At 57.1% G+C, this 19,879-nt stretch carries 21 protein-coding genes; 20 read left to right on the forward strand and 1 reads right to left on the reverse strand.

All coding sequences use genetic code 11. From position 1 onward, the window contains the following. The first annotated feature begins 93 nt into the window (after positions 1 to 93). The 20 genes from CACC_RS05875 (at position 94) to CACC_RS05970 (ending at position 19,049) form a co-directional block, all read left to right on the forward strand. Positions 94 to 1,428 carry an IS256 family transposase gene (locus CACC_RS05875; protein WP_249852936.1) on the forward strand — a complete coding sequence of 445 codons (1,335 nt, stop codon included), beginning with the start codon at positions 94 to 96 and terminating at the stop codon, positions 1,426 to 1,428. A 150-nt stretch (positions 1,429 to 1,578) separates the two neighbouring features. After that, positions 1,579 to 1,869: an HNH endonuclease gene (locus tag CACC_RS05880; RefSeq protein ID WP_035108487.1), complete on the forward strand. Its 291-nt coding sequence runs from the start codon at positions 1,579 to 1,581 to the stop codon at positions 1,867 to 1,869. A gap of 169 nt (positions 1,870 to 2,038) precedes the next feature. Beyond that, complete coding sequence (locus CACC_RS05885; RefSeq protein WP_035108485.1) at positions 2,039 to 2,860, forward strand: hypothetical protein; 822 nt, start codon at positions 2,039 to 2,041, stop codon at positions 2,858 to 2,860. Further along, a complete protein-coding gene (locus CACC_RS05890) occupies positions 2,860 to 3,843 on the forward strand; it encodes an HAD-IIA family hydrolase (RefSeq protein WP_005279310.1) in 984 nt (327 codons plus the stop codon). Before CACC_RS05885 ends, CACC_RS05890 begins: the two co-directional genes overlap by 1 nt. Continuing rightward, positions 3,834 to 3,995, forward strand: a complete 162-nt coding sequence (locus CACC_RS05895) for a hypothetical protein (protein WP_005279308.1) — start codon at positions 3,834 to 3,836, stop codon at positions 3,993 to 3,995. The genes CACC_RS05890 and CACC_RS05895 overlap by 10 nt, the downstream gene beginning before the upstream one ends. Beyond that, positions 3,995 to 4,801, forward strand: coding sequence for a TlyA family RNA methyltransferase (locus tag CACC_RS05900; protein WP_005279306.1), 807 nt, complete (start codon positions 3,995 to 3,997; stop codon positions 4,799 to 4,801). The genes CACC_RS05895 and CACC_RS05900 overlap by 1 nt, the downstream gene beginning before the upstream one ends. Continuing rightward, the gene (locus CACC_RS05905) at positions 4,801 to 5,682 is read left to right on the forward strand and encodes an NAD kinase (RefSeq protein ID WP_005279304.1); all 882 of its coding nucleotides are present in this window, start codon (positions 4,801 to 4,803) and stop codon (positions 5,680 to 5,682) included. The genes CACC_RS05900 and CACC_RS05905 overlap by 1 nt, the downstream gene beginning before the upstream one ends. Further along, positions 5,682 to 7,352: a DNA repair protein RecN gene (gene recN, locus CACC_RS05910; protein ID WP_005279301.1), complete on the forward strand. Its 1,671-nt coding sequence runs from the start codon at positions 5,682 to 5,684 to the stop codon at positions 7,350 to 7,352. The genes CACC_RS05905 and recN overlap by 1 nt, the downstream gene beginning before the upstream one ends. 10 nt (positions 7,353 to 7,362) lie before the next feature. Next, entirely contained in the window at positions 7,363 to 8,523 is a 1,161-nt protein-coding gene (gene steA, locus CACC_RS05915; protein ID WP_005279299.1) for a putative cytokinetic ring protein SteA, read from the forward strand. Between the two features lie 14 nt (positions 8,524 to 8,537). After that, on the forward strand, positions 8,538 to 9,449 hold the full coding sequence (locus tag CACC_RS05920; protein ID WP_005279297.1) for a copper transporter: 912 nt from the start codon (positions 8,538 to 8,540) through the stop codon (positions 9,447 to 9,449). After that, positions 9,449 to 10,087: an NUDIX domain-containing protein gene (locus CACC_RS05925; protein WP_005279295.1), complete on the forward strand. Its 639-nt coding sequence runs from the start codon at positions 9,449 to 9,451 to the stop codon at positions 10,085 to 10,087. Before CACC_RS05920 ends, CACC_RS05925 begins: the two co-directional genes overlap by 1 nt. Continuing rightward, positions 10,084 to 10,974: a site-specific tyrosine recombinase XerD gene (xerD, locus tag CACC_RS05930; protein WP_005279293.1), complete on the forward strand. Its 891-nt coding sequence runs from the start codon at positions 10,084 to 10,086 to the stop codon at positions 10,972 to 10,974. Before CACC_RS05925 ends, xerD begins: the two co-directional genes overlap by 4 nt. Positions 10,975 to 11,126: 152 nt before the next feature. Continuing rightward, positions 11,127 to 11,999 carry a ParA family protein gene (locus CACC_RS05935; protein WP_005279291.1) on the forward strand — a complete coding sequence of 291 codons (873 nt, stop codon included), beginning with the start codon at positions 11,127 to 11,129 and terminating at the stop codon, positions 11,997 to 11,999. A gap of 6 nt (positions 12,000 to 12,005) precedes the next feature. Then, a complete protein-coding gene (locus CACC_RS05940) occupies positions 12,006 to 12,803 on the forward strand; it encodes a segregation and condensation protein A (protein ID WP_005279289.1) in 798 nt (265 codons plus the stop codon). Between the two features lie 37 nt (positions 12,804 to 12,840). Next, positions 12,841 to 13,395 carry an SMC-Scp complex subunit ScpB gene (gene scpB, locus CACC_RS05945; RefSeq protein ID WP_005279288.1) on the forward strand — a complete coding sequence of 185 codons (555 nt, stop codon included), beginning with the start codon at positions 12,841 to 12,843 and terminating at the stop codon, positions 13,393 to 13,395. Between the two features lie 55 nt (positions 13,396 to 13,450). Further along, the gene (locus CACC_RS05950) at positions 13,451 to 14,362 is read left to right on the forward strand and encodes a pseudouridine synthase (RefSeq protein WP_005279286.1); all 912 of its coding nucleotides are present in this window, start codon (positions 13,451 to 13,453) and stop codon (positions 14,360 to 14,362) included. Then, a complete protein-coding gene (cmk, locus tag CACC_RS05955; RefSeq protein ID WP_005279285.1) occupies positions 14,362 to 15,054 on the forward strand; it encodes a (d)CMP kinase in 693 nt (230 codons plus the stop codon). Before CACC_RS05950 ends, cmk begins: the two co-directional genes overlap by 1 nt. Further along, positions 15,051 to 16,634 (forward strand): ribosome biogenesis GTPase Der, encoded by a 1,584-nt coding sequence (der, locus tag CACC_RS05960; protein WP_005279284.1) that lies wholly within the window; start codon positions 15,051 to 15,053, stop codon positions 16,632 to 16,634. Before cmk ends, der begins: the two co-directional genes overlap by 4 nt. A gap of 75 nt (positions 16,635 to 16,709) precedes the next feature. Next, the gene (locus CACC_RS05965) at positions 16,710 to 17,378 is read left to right on the forward strand and encodes a GNAT family N-acetyltransferase (protein ID WP_430733301.1); all 669 of its coding nucleotides are present in this window, start codon (positions 16,710 to 16,712) and stop codon (positions 17,376 to 17,378) included. A gap of 285 nt (positions 17,379 to 17,663) precedes the next feature. Beyond that, positions 17,664 to 19,049: an anaerobic C4-dicarboxylate transporter gene (locus tag CACC_RS05970; RefSeq protein ID WP_005279282.1), complete on the forward strand. Its 1,386-nt coding sequence runs from the start codon at positions 17,664 to 17,666 to the stop codon at positions 19,047 to 19,049. On the opposite strand, the gene CACC_RS05975 is transcribed toward CACC_RS05970, so the two are convergent. After that, a complete protein-coding gene (locus CACC_RS05975) occupies positions 19,050 to 19,865 on the reverse strand; it encodes a class I SAM-dependent methyltransferase (protein WP_005279281.1) in 816 nt (271 codons plus the stop codon). It lies immediately after the preceding gene. Between the last annotated feature and the right edge of the window lie 14 nt (positions 19,866 to 19,879).

The following is a 19,879-nucleotide window of genomic DNA, read 5'->3' on the forward strand; positions in this document are numbered from 1 at the left end:
GTCCACCACATGGGGGTCAGGTCCACCGAGAGTGTCTAATGGTTTGTGTGTGGGAACCTAACCCGCATGAGGAGATGAACCAGAATGACTACTATGGCGAGACGAGATCCGGCTGATAAGGCCAAGATTGATGCGATTGAAAAGAAGCTGCTTGCTAACCCAGAAATCGCGAAACTGATTGATGAGCTAGGCACGTCCACCACGGATGCCAACGACCTAGTTCGGGGCATGTTGCAAGCCTCAATTACCCGGGGTTTGAATGCTGAAATGGATGCCCACCTAGGCTATGAGCCCGGCGATAGAGCAGCTAAAGCTACTGCTGAAACAGACAATCACCGCAACGGCACCTACCCGAAAACCGTGGATTCTAACTACGGGCCAGTAAACATTGATGTTCCACGAGACAGAAACGGCACGTTTGTTCCTACTATGGTGCCCAAAGGCTCCAGGCGGCTAACAGATGTTGACGATATGATTGTCAGCTTATATGCCGGCGGAATGACCATTCGGGATATCCAGCACCATATGGCTACTGCGATGCGGGTTGATATCTCCCATGAGACGATTTCGGCGGTTACAGACGCAGTCTTGGATGAGGTCATGATCTGGCAAAACCGCCAGTTAGACGAGTTCTACCCCGTGATATTCCTGGATGCGTTGCGCATTAAAGTCCGCGACGGCGGCCGGGTAGTTAACAAGTCTGCGTACATGGCAATCGGGGTGGACCTCGACGGGATCAAGCACATCCTGGGATTGTGGATCGCCAAAGAAGAAGGCGCCTCCTTTTGGGCACACGTGTGCGCCAACTTATCTAACCGTGGGGTCAAAGACGTCTTTATCGTCTGCTGTGACGGGCTGAAAGGCCTACCAGAAGCAGTGGAGGCAACCTGGCCGAACTCTATGGTACAAACCTGTATCGTGCACCTGATTCGCGCCGCGAATCGGTGGGTGTCTTACGGGGATCGCCGGGCTGTATCAGCCGCGTTGAAGAAGGTTTATACGGCTACTGATGAATCCACGGCAGAAGCAGCGTTGAAGGAATTTTCCGATTCTGAACTGGGTGTGAAGTATCCTCAGTCGGTCAAGGTCTGGCAGGATGCATGGGATAGATTCGTGCCATTTTTGCAGTTCCCACCAGCAGCAAGAAAGGTCATCTATACGACGAATTCCATTGAGTCGTTTAACAACCAATTGCGTAAAGCCACCCGCAACAGGGTGCAGTTCACCAACGATGAATCCGCGCTCAAGACGCTGTGGTTGATGATCTGCAATATTGAAGACAAACGAGCCGCAAAGAGAGCAAAGCAGGGCAAACGAGTCTCCGCGACAGCCGGCAGACTCATGGAAGGAGCCCGAGTTTCCGGCTGGAAACAAGCCATCAACCAAATGGCCGTGGCCTTTCCCGACCGCTTCGACAAATACCTATAAACCTAGCCCCACACACAAACAACTTGACACGCTCGGTCCACCTTCACCCGACACTTAAAAGCAAAAGAAACCGAAAGCTACCAGCCCACCAGCCACATCCGCGCCTACACACAAGGAAGAGACCTCACCTGCCGCTGGCCCGGATGCACCATGCCAGCACACAAATGCCAACTCGACCACCGCATCGAATACCACAACGGCGGAGCCACCAGCCCCGACAACCTCGTCACCCTGTGCCAACACCACCACAACATCAAAACCGACAAACGCGTCCACTACATCATGGACCCGGTCACCGGCACCATCGCCTGGCTACACCAAGACGGCACCTACCACATAGACCACCCCACCGGGCCACTAGCCACCACAAACACACACTGGCACTACACCTGGAAACAATTCCTCACACACAAAAGAAACAAACACAACAAACAAAAATAAAAGCCCACCAACCCAACACCACCACACCAGTGCGCCCAAAAGCAGTGGCCGGGTTCATCAAACTACGGGCAATCGACGAGGATATTCTAGATTCTTTGAATGTCGTTTAGCACTGTAGAATGGGTGCGGTATTTCTGTGCGAGTTCCAACCAAGAAAGGGTAGGACTGAATGTCGGAGCGCAACCAGCACGGCCGTAATGGCCGCGGACAAGACCGTCGGGGTCGAAATCCACGCAACTCGGGGGACCGCGATTCTCGCGGCGGGGGAAAGAAGAAGTCTTTCTCTCCACAGCGCTCTGGGTATCGGGAAGAGCGAATCAACCGTCGTATGACCGATCCGGATATTCCTGAAGAGGTCGATATCAATGACTTGGACCCATTGGTGCTCCAAGACCTGAAGTCTCTCTCTAAAGAGAACTCGGAGGCCGTCGCTAAGCACATGATCATGGCAGCAACCTGGATGGACGATGATCCTAAACTGGCGCTGCGGCATGCGCGTGCGGCTAAGGATCGTGCAGGACGTGTGGCTATCGCTCGGGAAGTTAACGGTATCGCTGCATACCGCGCCGGCGAGTGGAAAGAGGCGCTCGCTGAGCTTCGTGCTGCCCGTCGTATTTCTGGCGGCCCGGGGATGCTCGCGGTTATGGCCGATTGTGAACGTGGGTTGGGTCGGCCGGAAAAGGCATTAGAGCTGGGGCGCAGCGAAGAGGCGAAGGAACTAGACAAAGAATCCGCCATTGAATTAGCGATCGTGCTGGCGGGTGCTCGCCTTGACCTCGATCAGCCCGAATCAGCGGTGGTTACAATTCAGCGGGCACAACCGGACCGCAGCGATCGTGGAGTAAGTGCTTGTAGGTTGTCGTATGCCTATGCAAATGCTCTGCTTGCCGCAGGGCGCAAGGACGAAGCCCGAGAGTGGTTCGAGCACACCATCGCCATTGATGAGGGTGATTGGACCGATGCCGCTGACCGATTGGCGGAATGTAAGTAATGAGTGTTTTAAGCAAACATGATGCCTTATTGTTGGACTTGGATGGAACCGTCTGGGAAGGCGGTCGTCCGCTCAGCAACGTCGTAGACGTTATTAATACGTGCGGTGTTCCCGCAGTATATGTAACAAATAATGCGTCGCGCAGCCCTGAAGCCGTTGCGACGATGCTAACGGATATCGGCTTGGCGGCTGATTCAGGTGACATCGTCACCTCCGCCCAAGCGGTATTGCAATTGGCTGCCGAGGAAATTCCTTCGGGTGCCAAGGTACTAATTATTGGCGCGGATTCTTTCCGCGATTTGGCTAAAGACATGGGTTTTTCCGTGGTCTCGAGTGCCGATGATAAACCAGCCGCCGTCCTGCAAGGTTTTGATAAGTCCGTTGGTTGGGAACAGTTAACGGAGGGGGCTCTGGCTATCCGGGCAGGCGCGAAATATTTTGCGTCGAACTTGGATACGTCCCTTCCAATCGAGCGAGGACTAGGCGTTGGCAATGGTTCCCTTGTTGCTGCTGTCCAGAAGGCGACGGGAGTAGAGCCCGTTTCTGCCGGCAAACCTGAACCAGCGATGTTCTTCCTCGCAGCGAAAAAGGTCGGGTCGAAAAAGCCATTGGCGGTGGGCGACAGGCTAGATACGGATATCGTTGGGGGTAACACCGCAGCGATGAATACTTTCCATGTATTGACCGGTGTCTCGGGCGAGCTTGAGCTTATCGAGGCCCCCGTGGAGGCGCGGCCCAACTTTATTGGTGCGGGCATGCACGAGCTTTCATTGCCTATTTCGCAGGTGCGACCGGGGCCGCAAGGAGACTTTACCGCGCGGTGCGATGGGTATGACGTTCTTTTGCAGGGCGGAAATGAGTCCTCTACCTCGGTGCAAGCATTGCGGACCGTATTGGAAGTGGCGTGGTCAATGCCGGCACCACCTCGGTATATTCAGCCGCGTAGCGAATTTGCGGAAAAGGTTGTGTCGAAATGGCGGTAAAGCCACACGATTTTCGGGCCGTGAAAGAGCCTGAAGCAGTAGATTCGGAGATTTCGACAATTCTTGGCGAAGATGCGCCATCACTTGCAGAAGAAGTCGATCAACTGGACAGGGCGCATTCCGTATTGCGGAATGCTTTGCAGGAGAACTAATGCCACCACAACGCCGCAGGCTGGATGCAGAACTTGTGCGCCGAAAGATTGCGCGATCTCGTGAGCAAGCCCGCGAGATGATCAAGTCTGGCCGTGTGACGGTCGGCGGGTTTAAAGCAGAAAAGCCTGCAACAGTTGTGGATCCTGAAGTCTCCATCAAGGTCGAGGAGTCCGAGGAAGACAAGTGGGCGTCCCGCGGCGCACATAAGCTCTTGGGCGCGCTTGCCGCATTCGACGTCGACATGGACGGTCGCATCTTAGATGCAGGGGCATCGACGGGAGGCTTTACGGATGTGTGCCTGGCCTCTGGTGCGAGGGAAGTGCTTTCTGTTGACGTTGGGTATGGGCAATTACTGTGGCGGCTGCAAAATGACGACCGCGTAACCGTCTTGGATAGGACCAATATCCGCACTATTAATCCAGAAATGACCAATGGCCTGTGTGATGGCATGGTCGGGGATTTATCCTTCATTTCCTTAAAGCTGGTACTGCCAGCAATTGTGGAGTGTATGAAGGACGGAGCGTGGCTGCTGCCGATGGTTAAGCCGCAGTTTGAGGTGGGCAAGGATCGCATTGGCAGCGGCGGGGTGGTCCGCTCTCCCGAGATGCGGAAAGAGGTTACACAGGATGTCGCCGAGTTTGCCGTGTCTTTAGGCCTTAGCCTGCACGGTTTTGTGGCTTCACCATTGCCTGGCCCGAGTGGAAACGTGGAATATTTCCTTTGGCTGAAAAAGGACGGTATGTCAACGGACGCAGCTACAATGAAACAGATGATTGATACTGCCGTTGAAGAAGGTCCGCAATAATGCGAGAGATATTGTTGGTTCCGCATGCCAATCGTGCAGAGAACCTGCAGGCTACCTCCCGTGCAGCCGAATTATTGCAGGAAGCGGGGATAACGGTGCGCGTGTGCGCGGACGAAACCGTCTTGCCGGGACTCCAACATGTGTCGCATTCTGATGCTGCTGCGGCGGGATGCGAACTGGTCCTTGTTTTAGGCGGTGATGGCACCTTCCTGCGCGCCGCCGATATGGCGCGGGCGGTAGATATCCCGGTCCTCGGAGTGAATCTGGGCCACGTAGGCTTCCTCGCGGAATGGGAAGTGGAGTCATTAGACCGTGCCGTCGCTCGCGTGATTGAGAAAAGCTACCGGGTAGAGGACAGGTTGACGGTGGATGTCTCTATTTCGGATGCCAACGGTCACCAACTGGCTAGCAGTTGGGCTTTGAATGAGGCCTCGGTTGAAAACCAGAACAGGTCGGGCGTGCTGGATGCGATTTTGGAGATCGACCGGCGCCCCGTTTCGTCGTTCGGTTGTGATGGCGTACTGATTTCTACCCCAACGGGTTCTACGGCGTATGCGTTTTCAGCTGGAGGCCCAGTGCTGTGGCCATCCCTGGATGCAATCTTGGTCGTGCCGAATAATGCCCATGCGCTCTTTACCAAACCATTAGTGGTTTCCCCGAACTCTTTGGTGGCGGTGGAATCAACCATGCAAACCACACCGGCCGTGGTTATCTTGGATGGGTGCAGGGAACTTATTATGCCGCCGGGTGCCCGCGTCGAGGTGGTGCGCGGTAAGCGCCCCGTACGCTGGGTGCGGTTAGATGATCAGCCCTTTACGGATCGATTGGTCTCTAAGCTGCGGTTGCCCGTGGAAGGCTGGCGCGGACCGAAGGAGAAATAGTGCTTGTCGATATTTCTATTAATGATTTAGGAGTCATTCGCCATAGCTCTGCGGAATTGTCGGAGGGCTTGACCGTATTGACCGGTGAGACCGGTGCGGGTAAAACCATGGTGGTCACGGGGCTTCGACTGTTGGCAGGCGGGCGTGCGGATGCCTCGAGGGTGCGCGAAGGCGCTAAAAAAGCAGCCGTAGAAGGCCACTTTAGTTCCGCGAAGGAGAGCATTAGCCAACTGGTGGACTCGGTGGGCGGCGAGCCAGATGAAAATGGTGAATTTATCGTCTCGCGCACAGTTTCGGCAGCAGGGCGATCGCGGGCGTATCTGGGAGGGCGAGCCGTACCGGCCGCCACGTTGGGAGATTTCGCGCGGGAGATAATTACCGTGCATGGCCAGAACGATCAATTGCGCCTCTTGGCCCCAGAGGAGCAGCTAGCGGCGGTAGACCGTGCGGACCCGCAATTGGCGGGCATCCGGGAAGACTATGCGGAGTCCTTCAAAAAGTGGCGCAGCTTGGCCAAGGACTATCGCCGGCGCACGGAGTCCCGTAGGGAGCTTGCCCAGGAAGCTGACCGCCTGCAATATGCCTTAGAGGAAATCAACGGTGTGGCACCCGAGCCAGGCGAAGACGCGGAGCTGGTGCAGTTGGTGCAGCGCTTGCAAGACGTCGACGGCCTGCGCGAATCCGCGCACACTGCCTTGGCAGCGATCGATGGAACTGAAGAGCTTGATGAGGCTGCTTCTTCGCTGCTCGGGCGCGCGGGCTCGGCGCTGGTGGGATCCTCGGATAAACAGTTGGCGGATTTGGGCGAGCGCATCTCTGAGCTCACCTCGCAGCTAGGCGATATCTCGGCCGAGCTCGGTGGATACCTCGCGGGGCTGCCGGCGGATCCGAATCTGTTGGAAAAATCGCTGCAGCGCCAGCAGGATCTTCGAGCATTGACCCGGAAATACGCCAGCGATATCGATGGCGTTTTGGCGTGGCGCGATGAGGCGGAGGCCAAACTGCAGTCGATGGATACCTCGACGGAGGTCCTCGAGGAACTTAAGGCACAGGTCAAAGAGGCCGAGCAGGAGATGAAGCAGAAGGCGGCGGAGCTTACGAAGGGCCGCCAGAAAGCCGCGGAAGCGCTGGGCAAGCTGGTGACTGAGGAGTTGCATGGATTGGCTATGCCCAATTCCACGTTGTCGGTTGAGCTGTCCACGGCTAAGTATTCCAAGACGGGCGCCGATGCCGCGGAGTTGCAGCTCAATGGGAAGCCTTTGGCCACCGCGGCCTCCGGTGGCGAGCTGTCTCGCGTCATGCTTGCCCTCGAGGTCGTGCTCGCCAGCGAAGACGGTGCGACCTTGGTCTTCGATGAGGTCGATGCCGGCGTGGGCGGGCGTGCGGCGGTAGAAATTGGGCGTCGGCTAGCGCGGCTCGCTGCGCATAATCAGGTTATCGTCGTCACCCACTTGCCGCAGGTAGCTGCGTATGCAGATGCGCATTTGCATGTTTCTAAGGATAAATTTACCTCTGGGGTAGCCGAATTATCGGAACAGGAGCGCGTGGAGGAATTGGCGCGCATGCTGGCCGGTTTGGATGACACGGACACTGGGCGCGCGCACGCCCAAGAGCTTTTTGACCGCGCACAAAAGGAAGCTTCCGCGCGCCTTACCCAGCTGGCGGACTAAGCAAGGAAGAATGGGGCACATGGCTCTGTTTTCCCGTACCCCTGAGCAACCCGGTGAGTCTGCCGCATTGCGCGATTGTACCCCGGGCGCGAAAGGTCTTAAGAAGTTTTCTGCAGGTGATATCGCCGTTATCGATGCGGCGAATATTTCCCGGCCCGAGGCACAAACGCTTGTGGACTTGCAGCCCTCCGCGGTGGTCAATGTCGCCAGGTTTTCTACCGGTTCCATCCCTAATTGCGGTCCGCACATGCTTCTCGATGCCGATATTGACCTCCTCGAGGGCCTCGGCGAGGAATTTATCTCGGAGTTTAAAGACGGCAAAAAGGCGCATATCGGCGAGGATGGAAAGGTCTACGTTGGCGATAAAGTAATCGGGACGGGGCAGAAGATTTCCCGGGAGCGCGCAGACAAGAACTTCAAGGCGGCACAAAGCGCACTCATTGACCACATGGAGTCCTATTTTGCGCGTTCCATTGATTTCATTAACTCTGAGGGCCCGCTGCTTATCGATGGCCTCGGTGTCCCCGCATCCGGTGCCGAGATAGCTGGCAGGAAGGTCATCGTTTTATCTCCCACCGAAGACCACCGAGCCCTGCTGAAAGACTTGCGGAATTTCATCCGGGAATATGAGCCGCTGCTCGTTGCGGTTGAGGAAGCCGCGGATTCCTTGCTGGAGCAGGGATATAAGCCTGACTTCGTTATTGGGGATCCAGCCAAGGTAAGCGATGAGGCGCTGCGCTGCGGCGCGCGCATCGTCGTACCCGCGGATCCAGAAGGCAGCGTGGAAGGCCTTGACCGCATCCAAGAGCTGGGTATTGGGGCCATGACGTTCCCGGCGGCATCGGAATCGGCCACGGATTTAGCGCTGCTCTTTGCGGATTACCACGGTGCGGGCCTCATCGTGCAGGCAGGCGGCGGCTTTGACCTCGATGATATTTTTGCCAACCGGGTGGCACCGTCTGCCGTCTTGTCTCGGCTGAAGGCTGGAACCAAGGCGGTTGATGCGGAGGCTGTGATCAACCTGTATTCTGTTCCATCTTCACACCTTGGCTGGCTATGGGCCCTCCTCAGCATCTTGGTCGCGATTGCAGCGATCATCTTGATCGTGGGCTTTGGCGGGAGCCAGGATTTCTTGAGTAATTTGAGCCAAACGTGGTCGAGCCTATTCTGAGCGGGGGTAGCAGTATGGCGAAAACGCAACTAATTACGGGCCTTGGACTCGGCGCAGCGGTCGGTGTAGCCCTCGGAGCCTTGGTGATCGCGCCCAACCTGACCACCAGCGTGGCCGATGATGACCCGATCCGTGCGGAACACCGCAAGGTGGTGCAAGAAAATAGGATCTTGCAGAACCAAAATGAGGCGAGCGATGACATAGTCAAGAACGTGGCACCAGACTTGGTGTCTGGGACGTTATCGCAGCGGCCAGTGCTGGTCATTTCCACCGATGATGCAAATAGCAGGGACCTGTCTGATATCACGAAGCTCTTAGAAGCCTCTGGGGCCACCAAGGCAGGAGAAATCAAGCTGAGCAAAGACTTCCTGCGCGGGGAAAGCAAAGACGATATCGTATCAATCCTTAAAGATAAGGCCCCGAAAAAGGCAGATCTTAAGGGGCTCGATAAAACCGTGGGAAGCTATGGCGGCGAGGCTTTGGGCGCGGCCTTATCCATGGACCAAGAAAGCACGGAGCCGCTCGCAAGCGTGAAGGAGCGATCCGAGCTGCTGCGTGCCCTGCGCGATAAGGAATTTATTGATTATGAGGACGGGACCATCCTTCCGGCCCAGTCCATCATCATCGTCTCCGGCAGCGGGGTGCGCGGATATTATTCGGATACCTTGGCAGAGTTCGCCACCGCCTTGGACGAGGTCAATGGCAGCGTGGTACTGAGTGCGCGGGCCAAACAGACCCAAGATGAAAAGACAATAGAGCAGCTGCGCACCAAAGACGTGGATCTTTCTACCGTAGATGGCATCGAGCGAGCGGTAGAGCGCATCGCCGTCATTTCCGCCGCCGAGGAACAGCTCAATGGGGGCAGGGGAGACTACGGTTCTGCAGAAAGCGCGGATTCCGCCCTACCTGAAGAGGAGAAAGAATAGTGGCCCACGATTTTCAAGTCTTGGATTCAGAGTTAATCTTTGATGCCCCGATCGTCGCCGTACGCCGCGATACGTTGTCCATGCCGGGAGGCAATACCGCGGATAGGGAGATCATTGAGCACTTGGGAGCCGTCGCGGTGGTGGCCTTGGATGAGGATCGGCGCATCGCGATGGTGCATCAGTACCGGCATAGCGTCGGCAAGCGGCTGTGGGAGCTGCCTGCAGGACTGCTAGATGTAAAGGGCGAGGATGAGCTTTCCGGCGCGCAGCGCGAGCTGCAGGAGGAAGCGGGCCTTGCCGCGAAGAACTGGGAAGTTCTCACGGATATGGTGACCTCACCGGGGTTCTGCGAGGAAGCAGTGCGGATTTTCCTTGCCCGCGACCTTAGCGAGGTCCCGGCACTGGAGGGTACCGGCGATGAAGAAGCCGATATGGATTTTGCCTGGGTGGATTTAGACAGGGCAGTAAATAAGGTGCTGGCCGGTGAGATCGTTAATTCCGTTGCGTGCGCGGGTATTTTGGCCGCATATGCCACGGTGATTGGTGGGAAGCCGACTCGTCCGGTGGATGCCCCGTTCGATCTGCGCCCGACCCATATGGCTGCCCGCCGCAGCGGACCGGACCTGAAAAAGCAGTGACTGCTGCGGAGGACATAGCTCAGACTTGGTTGAATCATCTCGCCGTCGAACGCGGGGTTTCAGCGAACACCCTGAGCAATTATCGGCGGGATATTCGCCGGTACGTGGACTGGCTGGCAGTAAATGAGGTCCAGGACCTGCGGCAGGTGACTCGCCCGATGGTGGAAGCCTACTTAAAGGACCTGCGCGAGACAATGGCGGTGTCCTCTGCCAACCGTGCCCTCATCGTGGCCCGCGGGTTGCATAAATTCGCCGTTGCGGAGGGTGAAATTGATAGTGATGTTGCGGCCGAGGTAAGCCCGCCTTCCACTGGACAGCACCTGCCAGAGACCTTGAGCGTTGATGAGGTGACGCAGCTTATCGAAGCGACGCCGACGGAAACGCCGGTCGACCTTCGCGATAGGGCGCTATTGGAAGTACTCTATGGCACTGGGGCGCGCATTTCTGAGGTAATTTCGCTCAACGTCGATGACGTAGCTACTGGCGATGACGTCCTAGTCCTGCACGGCAAAGGTGATAAGGAGCGGCTCGTACCCCTTGGCTCGCATGCTCGCCAGGCCATCGATGCCTATCTGGTGCGCGCCCGTCCCGTGCTGGGAAAGGGCAAAACGGCTGCGCTGTTTTTGAATACCCGCGGTGGCGCGCTATCGCGGCAAAGCGCGTGGTCCATCATTAAGACCGCCGCGCAGCGCAGCCAGTTGGATAAGTCCATTTCCCCGCACACGCTGCGTCATTCCTTTGCCACGCACCTTCTCGAAGGCGGTGCCGATGTGCGCACCGTGCAGGAGCTTTTAGGGCATTCCTCCGTGACTACCACGCAGATCTATACGCACGTGACTGCTGATTCCTTGCGGGAGGTGTGGCGGACAGCGCATCCGCGGGCGTAGCTTTCAGCGTTTAAGTCAAAGTTAGAGGCTTGATATTTGCAAAGTCTCGGTAGTCATAAAGGGGAGCGGGTACGCTATAGTTACAACGTTGTAAGCAACCCTATGCCAAATGTCATGGTCCATGACTTGGCGTCAAGGAAGAAGGTTTGACTGTGAGCGAAGAGGGTCTCTTTTCAACCTCTGATGTAGAGACGGGGCTAACTGGCCGCCCTGTCCGCGAGCTGCCGGAACCCGCCCCCTTGGAAAAACATGGGCCCGCCACCATCATCTCGATGTGTAACCAGAAGGGCGGCGTGGGCAAGACCACGTCCACCATCAATATGGGGGCCTGCCTCGCAGAGTATGGGCGCAAGGTCCTCTTGGTTGACTTGGACCCGCAGGGTGCTCTTTCGGCTGGGCTGGGATTAAACCATGATGACATCGAGGACTCGATTTATGACGTGATGCTGGATAGCCATACCTCTATCCACTCCGCCATTCACCACACCAGCGTGTCCGGCATGGACCTCGTTCCGGCCAATATTGACCTTTCCGCAGCAGAGATTCAGATGGTCAATGAAGTAGGCCGCGAGCACACCTTGGCCCGCGCCCTGCGTCCGGTGCGCCGAGATTATGACTTCATCATCATTGATTGCCAGCCTTCTTTGGGTCTGCTTACAGTCAACGCCCTAGCTTGTTCCCAGGGCGTCATCATTCCTATGGAATGCGAGTTCTTCTCGCTGCGCGGGCTTGCCTTGCTGACGGATACGGTGGAAAAGGTCTCTGACCGCATCAACTTCGATCTGGAAGTAATGGGCATTCTGGTCACCATGTTTGACCGGCGGACCAAGCACGCCCGTGAAGTCATGTCCCGCGTGGTGGAATATTTTGGGGACCAAGTATTCGATACCGTCATTACCCGTACCGTGCGCTTCCCAGAAACCTCCGTGGCCGGCGAGCCCATCACCTCGTGGGCGCCGAATTCGCAGGCCGCGCAGCAATACCGTGATCTGGCGAAGGAAGTCATCGAGTGCTCGACCGTCTAAGCCACCGTGACGCAGCCAGAGATTACGGGGTTCCGCATTGCCCTGCGGAATTTCGAGGGGCCATTCGATCTGCTTTTGCAGCTCATCCAGGCCAAGAAGATGGATATCACGGATGTAGCCTTGTCTGAGGTGACCGATGAATTTGTCGGATACACGCGTCAATTGGGCGAAAACGCGGATCTGGATGAGACGACGGACTTCTTGGTCGTGGCGGCAACGCTGTTGGACCTGAAGGCCGCGCGCCTATTGCCGCGCGGCGAAGTCGATGACCTAGAGGACCTGGAGCTGCTGGAATCGCGCGACCTACTTTTTGCTCGTCTGTTGCAGTACAAGGCTTACAAGCAGGCGGCGGATCAATTTGCCCGTTGGCAACGGGAGGCACAGCGCAGTTACCCGCGAGCCGTGAGCATCGAGGAGCAATTTGCGGAGCTTCTACCTCCCGTAACGTTGGGGCATACTCCAGCGAGCTTTGCGGAAATGGCGGCGGGCGTCTTTCGCCCCAGGCCGCCGGAAGAAGTGGCAACGGGCCATATTCATGGCGTCGCCGTCTCCGTGCCCGAACAGGCAGGAAAAATACTCGAAACGCTCAAACTCATGGGCGCTGGGCAGTGGACAAGTTTTTCCTCGCTTACCCGGGATTGCACCACAACCATGCATATCGTCGGCAGGTTCTTGGCGCTCTTGGAGCTGTTTAAGGCCAAGGCGGTTGATGCCCAGCAGGAGGAGGCATTGGGCCAACTAGACCTTTCCTGGACCGGCTTGGACGTAGATCCTGCGGTCGTTGCTGCAGCAAATTGGGATTAGTGCTAGCACCGCCGTCCGTGGTTGTACTCTAAGGGGCATGGATCTTCCGTTCATTTCGCAATTGCGATCCCGGCTTGAATCGATCTTGCTGGTGCTCGATTCGCCGGCATCCGTAGAGTCCTTGGCGCGGGCGCTTAGCGTAGAACCTGCGGTCATTAGTGACTGCTTGCGGGCCATCCAACGCGAATTCGACAGCCGCGGCTCTGGAATTGAGCTGCGCGAAACGCCAGAAGGTTGGCGGTTTTATACCCGCCAGGAAAACGCCAGCGCGGTGGAGGAGTTTTTATTGGATGGGGCGCAAACGAAGCTCTCGCGCGCGGCCTTGGAAACCCTCGCCGTCGTGGCCTATCGCCAACCGGTCACGCGCCAGCAGGTCTCTGCGGTCCGCGGGGTCAACGTGGACGGCGTGATGCGCACCCTTAACCTGCGCGGGCTCATCCGTGAGCTCCCGCAGGACGAGTTCGAGGGGGCGTCGCACCGATATGAAACCACCGAGCTTTTCCTCGAACTGCTAGGTATAGACTCGCTGGAACGCCTTCCGGATCTGGCGCCGCTGCTTCCAGACGTCGATGCAATCGACGAAGAGTACTGAGGTGGGGTAGACTCACGCAGGTAATTTCATATCTTCGAGAGAAAAGGACACTTAAGTGACTCCTCCCGCTCGCCGTGACGGCACACCGGATAAGAAGCAGCGAGACAGCGATATCGTTGTCTCTAATGCCAAGCCGGCTCGTAATCAACACGTTTCCAAGAAAAAGCAGAAGGCCACTGCAGAATCGGTGGCGCGCGATTTGGGCGCTGACTGGCTGGTCGATGACGATAAGCCCAAGGGCGAGCGCCTGCAGAAGGTCTTGGCCAAGGCGGGCGTCGCATCGCGCCGCCACGCGGAAATCCTCATTGATGCCGGACGCGTTGAAGTAAACGGCAATGTCATCCTCAAGCAGGGCGTGAAGGTCAATCCCGCCGTGGACGTCATCCGCGTTGATGGCGTTCGCGTCAACGTCAACGAGGACCAAGAATATTTCATCCTCAATAAACCCCGCGGAATGCAGTCGACGATGTCAGATGATCTCGGCCGTCCCTGCGTGGGTGACGTGGTTTCTGAAAAGGTTGCCTCGGGCCAGCGCCTATTCCACGTAGGCCGCTTGGATGCGGATACGGAAGGCCTGCTCATCCTCACCAACGATGGGGAATTGGCCAACCGCCTGATGCACCCCAAATATGAGGTGAAGAAAACCTACCTGGCCACGGTATTGGGCGAGGCCGATAATAAGTTGGTGCGCCAGCTTAAAGAGGGCATCGAGCTAGAAGATGGCCTAGCCAAGGCCGATTTCGTGCAGGTAGTGGACAAGAACCAGGGATTCTCTTTGGTCCGAGTCGAGCTGCACGAAGGGCGCAAGCACATCGTCCGCCGCCTGCTGAAGGAAGCTGGCTATCCCGTGCAGCGCCTGGTGCGCACCAAGCTGCACACGGTCCAATTGGGCGATATGAAGCCCGGCGGGCTGCGCGCGCTGAATTCCAACGAGTTGACGAGCTTGTACAAGGCGGTGGGGATGTAATGATTTCGAATATGCCTGATGAAGGCCTGATTCTCGCGGTCGATGGCCCCTCCGGAACGGGAAAGTCCACGACCTGCCGGGCCTTGGCCAAGCAGTTGGATGCAAAATACATCGATACCGGCGCCATGTACCGCGTGGCAACCCTTGCGGTATTGCGCCAAGGCGTGGACCCTGCGGACAAGCAGGCGGTGATTTCCGCGACGGCCAACCTGCCCTTGGAGGTTTCCGATGATCCCGATTCCACGCAGGTGCTTTTCGATGGCGCCGATGTCTCCCGCATCATTAGGGAAGACGAGGTCACCCAGAACGTCTCCGCGGTATCTGCCATCCCGGAGGTGCGGGAGAACTTGGTGGCATTGCAGCGCACGCTGGCACAGCGCGCCCACCGCGCCATCGTAGAGGGCCGCGATATCGGCACCGTCGTGCTAGCCGATGCCCCGGCGAAGGCCTTTATGACGGCTTCCGCGGAAGTTCGCGCGCAGCGCCGGCACGATCAAAACGAAAAGGCCGGCATCGCCTCCGATTTTGAATCGGTACTGGCAGATGTGCAGCGCCGCGATGCCGCGGATTCTTCCCGCGCCACCTCGCCGCTTCGCCCAGCCGACGACGCCACTATTGTCGATACCTCTGACATGAGCCCGGAGGATGTCGTGCAGGCTCTTATCAACGTGGTTAAGGAGTCCCGCTCATGAGCAATAAAGATTTTGAGTCCCCAGAGGAAGAAGTCACGCAGTTCCATTACCCTGCGGGTAAGTTCGACGAGGAAACGGTAGAGACCTCGCCGGGGTGGGCTACGGACGATTTTGATGCCGAAGAATTCGACTACGACTTTGATGAGTCAGAGTTCGGCGAGGCCGACTACGGGGACGAGGACGACCTAGAGCAGCCTCTCAGTGAGGACGAGTGGGAGCAGCTCTCGCAGTCGCTGGGCTTTGCCGATGCCACCGAAGAAGCCCTGTGCACCGTCGCTATTGTGGGCCGGCCGAATGTGGGCAAGTCTTCGCTGGTTAATCGCTTCCTCGGCCGCCGCGAGGCCGTCGTAGAAGACCACCCTGGCGTTACCCGTGACCGCGTGTCCTACGTGGCGGACTGGAATGGGCAGCGCTTTATCGTGCAGGATACCGGCGGTTGGGATCCCAACGTCAAAGGCATGCACGCCGATATCGCCCGCCAGGCAGAACTGGCGATGGATACCGCCGATGTCATCGTGATGGTGGTAGACACCAAAGTGGGCATTACCGAAACCGATGAGGTTATGGCGCGCCGCCTGCAAAAGTCCCCGGTTCCGGTGATCGTGGTATCGAATAAGTTCGATTCCGATAACCAGTATGCGGATATGGCGCAGTTTTATGCCTTGGGCCTCGGGGACCCGTGGCCGGTGTCCGCACAGCATGGGCGCGGTGGCGCGGACGTGCTGGATGAGATCCTGCGCAGCTTCCCCGAAGAACCGCGCGAGACCTCGATTACGTCGGGCCCTCGCCGCGTCGCGCTCGTCGGCAGGCCTAATGTGGGCAAGTCCTCGTTGCTCAATAAGCTCACCAGCGAGGAGCGCTCGGTGGTAGATAATGTCGCCGGCACCACGGTGGATCCTGTGGACTCGCTGGTGCAGCTAGATGAGCAGTTGTGGAAGTTTATTGATACCGCGGGCCTGCGCAAGAAGGTCAAGAACGCGCAGGGCCACGAGTATTATGCGTCCTTGCGCACCCGTGGCGTGATCGATGCGGCCGAGGTATGCATCATGCTTATCGATGCCTCCGAGGAGATCTCCGAGCAAGACCAGCGCGTACTCAATATGGTGCTGGAATCCGGCAAGGCGCTGGTCATCGCGTTCAATAAGTGGGACCTGATGGACGAGGACCGCCGCTATTACCTCGACCGCGAGATCGACGAGCAGCTGCGACACTTGCCGTGGGTAACCCGCGTTAATATTTCTGCTGAGACCGGCCGCGCCTTGCAAAAGCTGGAGCCGGCCATGATCGAGGCCCTAGAAAGCTGGGATCAGCGCGTGTCCACCGGCCAGCTCAATAATTGGATGCGTGAGGCGATTGCTGCCAACCCGCCGCCGATGAAGAATAATCGTTTGCCACGCGTGCTCTTTGCTACGCAAGCATCGACCCAGCCGCCGACGATTGTTCTCTTTACCACCGGGTTCCTCGACGCGTCCTACCGGCGCTACCTTGAGCGCAAGTTCCGCGAGCGCTTTGGTTTCCACGGCACTCCCATCCGCATCGCCGTGCGCGTGCGCGAACGCCGAGGTAAAAAGCGGAAATAAGAGTTCACTGCGAAAACGAGCGAAGCCTTCACAACCGTGGGGCTTCGCTCGTTTTTATCTATCTCATTACGCTCGGTGTCATTGGCAGCTAAGCTTGAAAGACATCAGATCATTGGCTTAGGCCCAGAAAGCAAGAAGGTAAATACGGTGTCACAGAAAATCGAGATCTTGCGCGGGCAACATGTCACTCTCAAGGCGTTGAGCGTGGACCATACTCCTGGACTAGCTGAGGCGGTACAGGACGGGGAGTTATGGAAGCGGTGGTACACCAAGGTTCCATCACCGAGCGAGATGGAAAAAGCCGTGGAAGAGCGCATTTCTTGGTATGACTCCCACGGGGCGCAGCTTTTTACGGTCTTTGATTCAGCCGGCACTACAGTGGGAATGACTGGGTATCAGGCCTTTGATCTGGGTAATAGGCGCTCACGAATCGGATACACCTGGTACAGGCAATCAGCGCAGAATACTGCGGTTAATGCAGACTGCAAACTGGCCCTCATGGGCCATGCATTTGAGCAGCTTGATTGCTTATCCGTGTTCTTCACCACCAACTCCTTTAACCGCGAAAGCCGCCGCGCGTTGGAATCCCTAGGGGCACATCTTGATGGAATCCTTCGTGGCCACCAGATACTCGATAACGGGTTAGTCAGAGATACCTGCGTGTATAGCGTGCTGCGGCATGAGTGGCCCGCAGTGAAAAATCACTTACAGTACAAGGTCGAATTAAAGTCCGGGAAGGACTAGGCCTGAGGAATCGACAACTAATAGTGCACAACATCTTTCGGGGTTGGCACGTGAGGTGTAGTTGAGCTTGTCTCGCCAGCAAAGCCGGAGCTTACTGTAGAGGCATCAGGGGGCCTCAAAACTACATAATTTTGCCGGTTAACCCGGTATTTTACCACTTAGGAGAGCAAAAGTGTCACCAACAATGGTGTGACACTTCGCTCTCCTTTTCGCTTCGGTGAAAGCATTATGGCGCCGATAGGATAAAACTTGTCAACCATTTACTTTCTGTTTGAAAGGCATGACATGTTAGCGAATGTGATTGCCCCGGATTCAGTCCTGGCTATCGTGCTTCAAGTCATAATCATTTTAAGTGCTTTGCTTTTGGGCACCCGCTATGGCGGGATCGGCCTAGGATTAATTTCTGGCATCGGCTTGATGCTGATGGTCTTCGTATTTGGCTTGGCACCGGGCGAGCCCCCCGTGTCGGTCATGCTTACGATCATTGCCGTTATCGGCTGTGCAGCCACACTGCAACAAGCACAAGGTTTGGAAGTGATGATGCAGCATGCGGAGAAGTTCTTGCGTGCTCATCCAGAGCGCATCACCATTTTGGCACCACTGACTACTTGGTTCCTTACCGTACTGTGCGGCACTGGCCACGTGGTCTACACCATGTTTCCGATCATTGAAGACATCGCGCTCAAAAAGGGAATCCGTCCTGAGCGTCCTATGGCAGTGGCCTCGACCTCGGCGCAGATGGGTATTACCGCTTCACCGGTGTCTGTGGCTACCGTTTCTCTTGCGTCGATCCTTGCGGAAAATGCTGGAGCTATCGACAAGGCTTATTCGATTCCGCAGATTCTTACGGTGGCGCTACCCGCGTCCTTGTGCGGTGTTCTTCTCGCCGCGTTATGGTCGCTGCGTCGCGGCAAGGACCTGGACAAGGATCCGGCTTTCCAAGAACGGATGAAAGACCCAGAGTTTGCCGCCAGCATCAATGAGAGCGCCGATTCGCTCATCGGTAAGGAATTTTCCCGCGAGGCTAAGCGTTCAGTAGTCGTTTTCCTCGTCGCTATTGCCTGCGTGGTCCTCCTCGGCGCCTTCGAGTTCCTGCGCCCACTGGTTCCTGGTGATGACGGCGAGCTGAGCCCTGTATCCATGAACCTAGTCATCCAGATGGTCATGCTCGTCGCCGGTGCCATCATCCTTCTTAGCTGCAAGGTAGATACTAAAAAGATTGCATCTACGCCAGTATTCAAGGCCGGCATGACAGCTGTATTTTCCGTCTTTGGTGTTGCGTGGATGGCAGATACGTTCTTCCAATCCCACATCGATGCACTGGAGACGAACTTGGGCTCTGTCGTTGAGGCGGCCCCTTGGACCTACGCCGTCGTGTTGGTAATTGTATCCAAATTGGTAAATTCGCAGGCTGCTGCACTGGTAGCAATTGCTCCCATTGGCTTGCAATTGGGCATTGACCCGGCTGTCATCGTTGGTTTCTACGGTGCGGCTTATGGTTACTTCATCTTGCCCACGTATCCTTCCGACTTGGCCTGCATCGGCTTCGATCGCACGGGTACGACGCGAATTGGCAAATACGTCATCAACCACTCGTTCCTTATCCCCGGAGCGATCTCCGTATTTACCTCCTGTGTGGTCGGCTCCCTCTTGGCCCAGGTTCTCCTGTAATCAGTCGCGAGACTTCGACTCCCGTACCAGCACGAAAGCATCCGTGCGGTACGGGATGTGCAGTTTTTGGCCGGCGGAAAAGCCCATGTGTTCGTAGAGGTACCAGTTCAAGTTGTGGGTCATGCGCTCGTGGATGGCCTCGTTATTTCTGAGCCAGTAGGAACGGGTGTGCATGAGTTGGTGGAGCTGTTCTGGGGTAAGCTCGTGGGTCCAGCTTAGACGGACCTCGCGGTCTAAGGTCCAGGGTGCTTTGTATTCGGGATAGAAGCCTGGCTTATGCACGTCGCCGGAGTGCATAATGCGGCTTAACCGAAGGATCCAGGGATCCGCGTGTACGTCGAGGGTATTCCACACTAAAAGGACGCGCCCGCCCGGCGCGAGGATGCGGTCCAGCTCGGCGGAAGCGGCGGCAACGTCGACCCAGTGCCAGGTTTGGGCGAGGCAGGCGGCGTTGAGGGAGGCATCGGCAAGCGCGGTGTGCTCGGCCGTGGCGCGGATGATGGGAATATCCAGGCGGCGGTGGAGCACGCGGGCCATGTCTGGAGATGGCTCGACCGCGAGCACGGTGGGATTGGTGAGGGACTCAGTGAGCTTGCCGGTGCCGGCGCCGATATCGGCAACACGGTGGGCTCCGGCGATGAGCTCAGCAACCTCGGGCGGGTAATGGGGGCGAACATCCTGATAGGTGTGGGCGCCGCGGTGGAAGGCGCGCGCTGCCTGGGTGCGCTGGGGATCGGTGCTGAAGGTAGGCTTCTGCTTCGCAGAGGGATTGCGGTAGCTGGGGAAGTGTTGGGGGTTGGGGTGGCGAGTCGACATAGCCTATCTAACCT

Origin of the sequence: Corynebacterium accolens (assembly GCF_023520795.1) — a bacterium.
GTDB lineage: Bacteria > Actinomycetota > Actinomycetes > Mycobacteriales > Mycobacteriaceae > Corynebacterium > Corynebacterium accolens.

Bases quoted from the DNA above. Each gene is read 5' to 3' on its own strand.
- CACC_RS05875 (WP_249852936.1), top strand. From the start codon at position 94: ATGGCGAGACGAGATCCGGCTGATAAGGCCAAGATTGATGCGATTGAA.
- CACC_RS05970 (WP_005279282.1), top strand. From the start codon at position 17,664: ATGTTAGCGAATGTGATTGCCCCGGATTCAGTCCTGGCTATCGTGCTT.
- CACC_RS05905 (WP_005279304.1), top strand. From the start codon at position 4,801: ATGCGAGAGATATTGTTGGTTCCGCATGCCAATCGTGCAGAGAACCTG.
- CACC_RS05890 (WP_005279310.1), top strand. From the start codon at position 2,860: ATGAGTGTTTTAAGCAAACATGATGCCTTATTGTTGGACTTGGATGGA.
- CACC_RS05975 (WP_005279281.1), bottom strand. From the start codon at position 19,865: ATGTCGACTCGCCACCCCAACCCCCAACACTTCCCCAGCTACCGCAAT.
- CACC_RS05885 (WP_035108485.1), top strand. From the start codon at position 2,039: ATGTCGGAGCGCAACCAGCACGGCCGTAATGGCCGCGGACAAGACCGT.
- cmk (WP_005279285.1), top strand. From the start codon at position 14,362: ATGATTTCGAATATGCCTGATGAAGGCCTGATTCTCGCGGTCGATGGC.
- der (WP_005279284.1), top strand. From the start codon at position 15,051: ATGAGCAATAAAGATTTTGAGTCCCCAGAGGAAGAAGTCACGCAGTTC.
- CACC_RS05880 (WP_035108487.1), top strand. From the start codon at position 1,579: ATGCCAGCACACAAATGCCAACTCGACCACCGCATCGAATACCACAAC.
- steA (WP_005279299.1), top strand. From the start codon at position 7,363: ATGGGGCACATGGCTCTGTTTTCCCGTACCCCTGAGCAACCCGGTGAG.
- CACC_RS05920 (WP_005279297.1), top strand. From the start codon at position 8,538: ATGGCGAAAACGCAACTAATTACGGGCCTTGGACTCGGCGCAGCGGTC.
- CACC_RS05895 (WP_005279308.1), top strand. From the start codon at position 3,834: ATGGCGGTAAAGCCACACGATTTTCGGGCCGTGAAAGAGCCTGAAGCA.
- scpB (WP_005279288.1), top strand. From the start codon at position 12,841: ATGGATCTTCCGTTCATTTCGCAATTGCGATCCCGGCTTGAATCGATC.
- CACC_RS05900 (WP_005279306.1), top strand. From the start codon at position 3,995: ATGCCACCACAACGCCGCAGGCTGGATGCAGAACTTGTGCGCCGAAAG.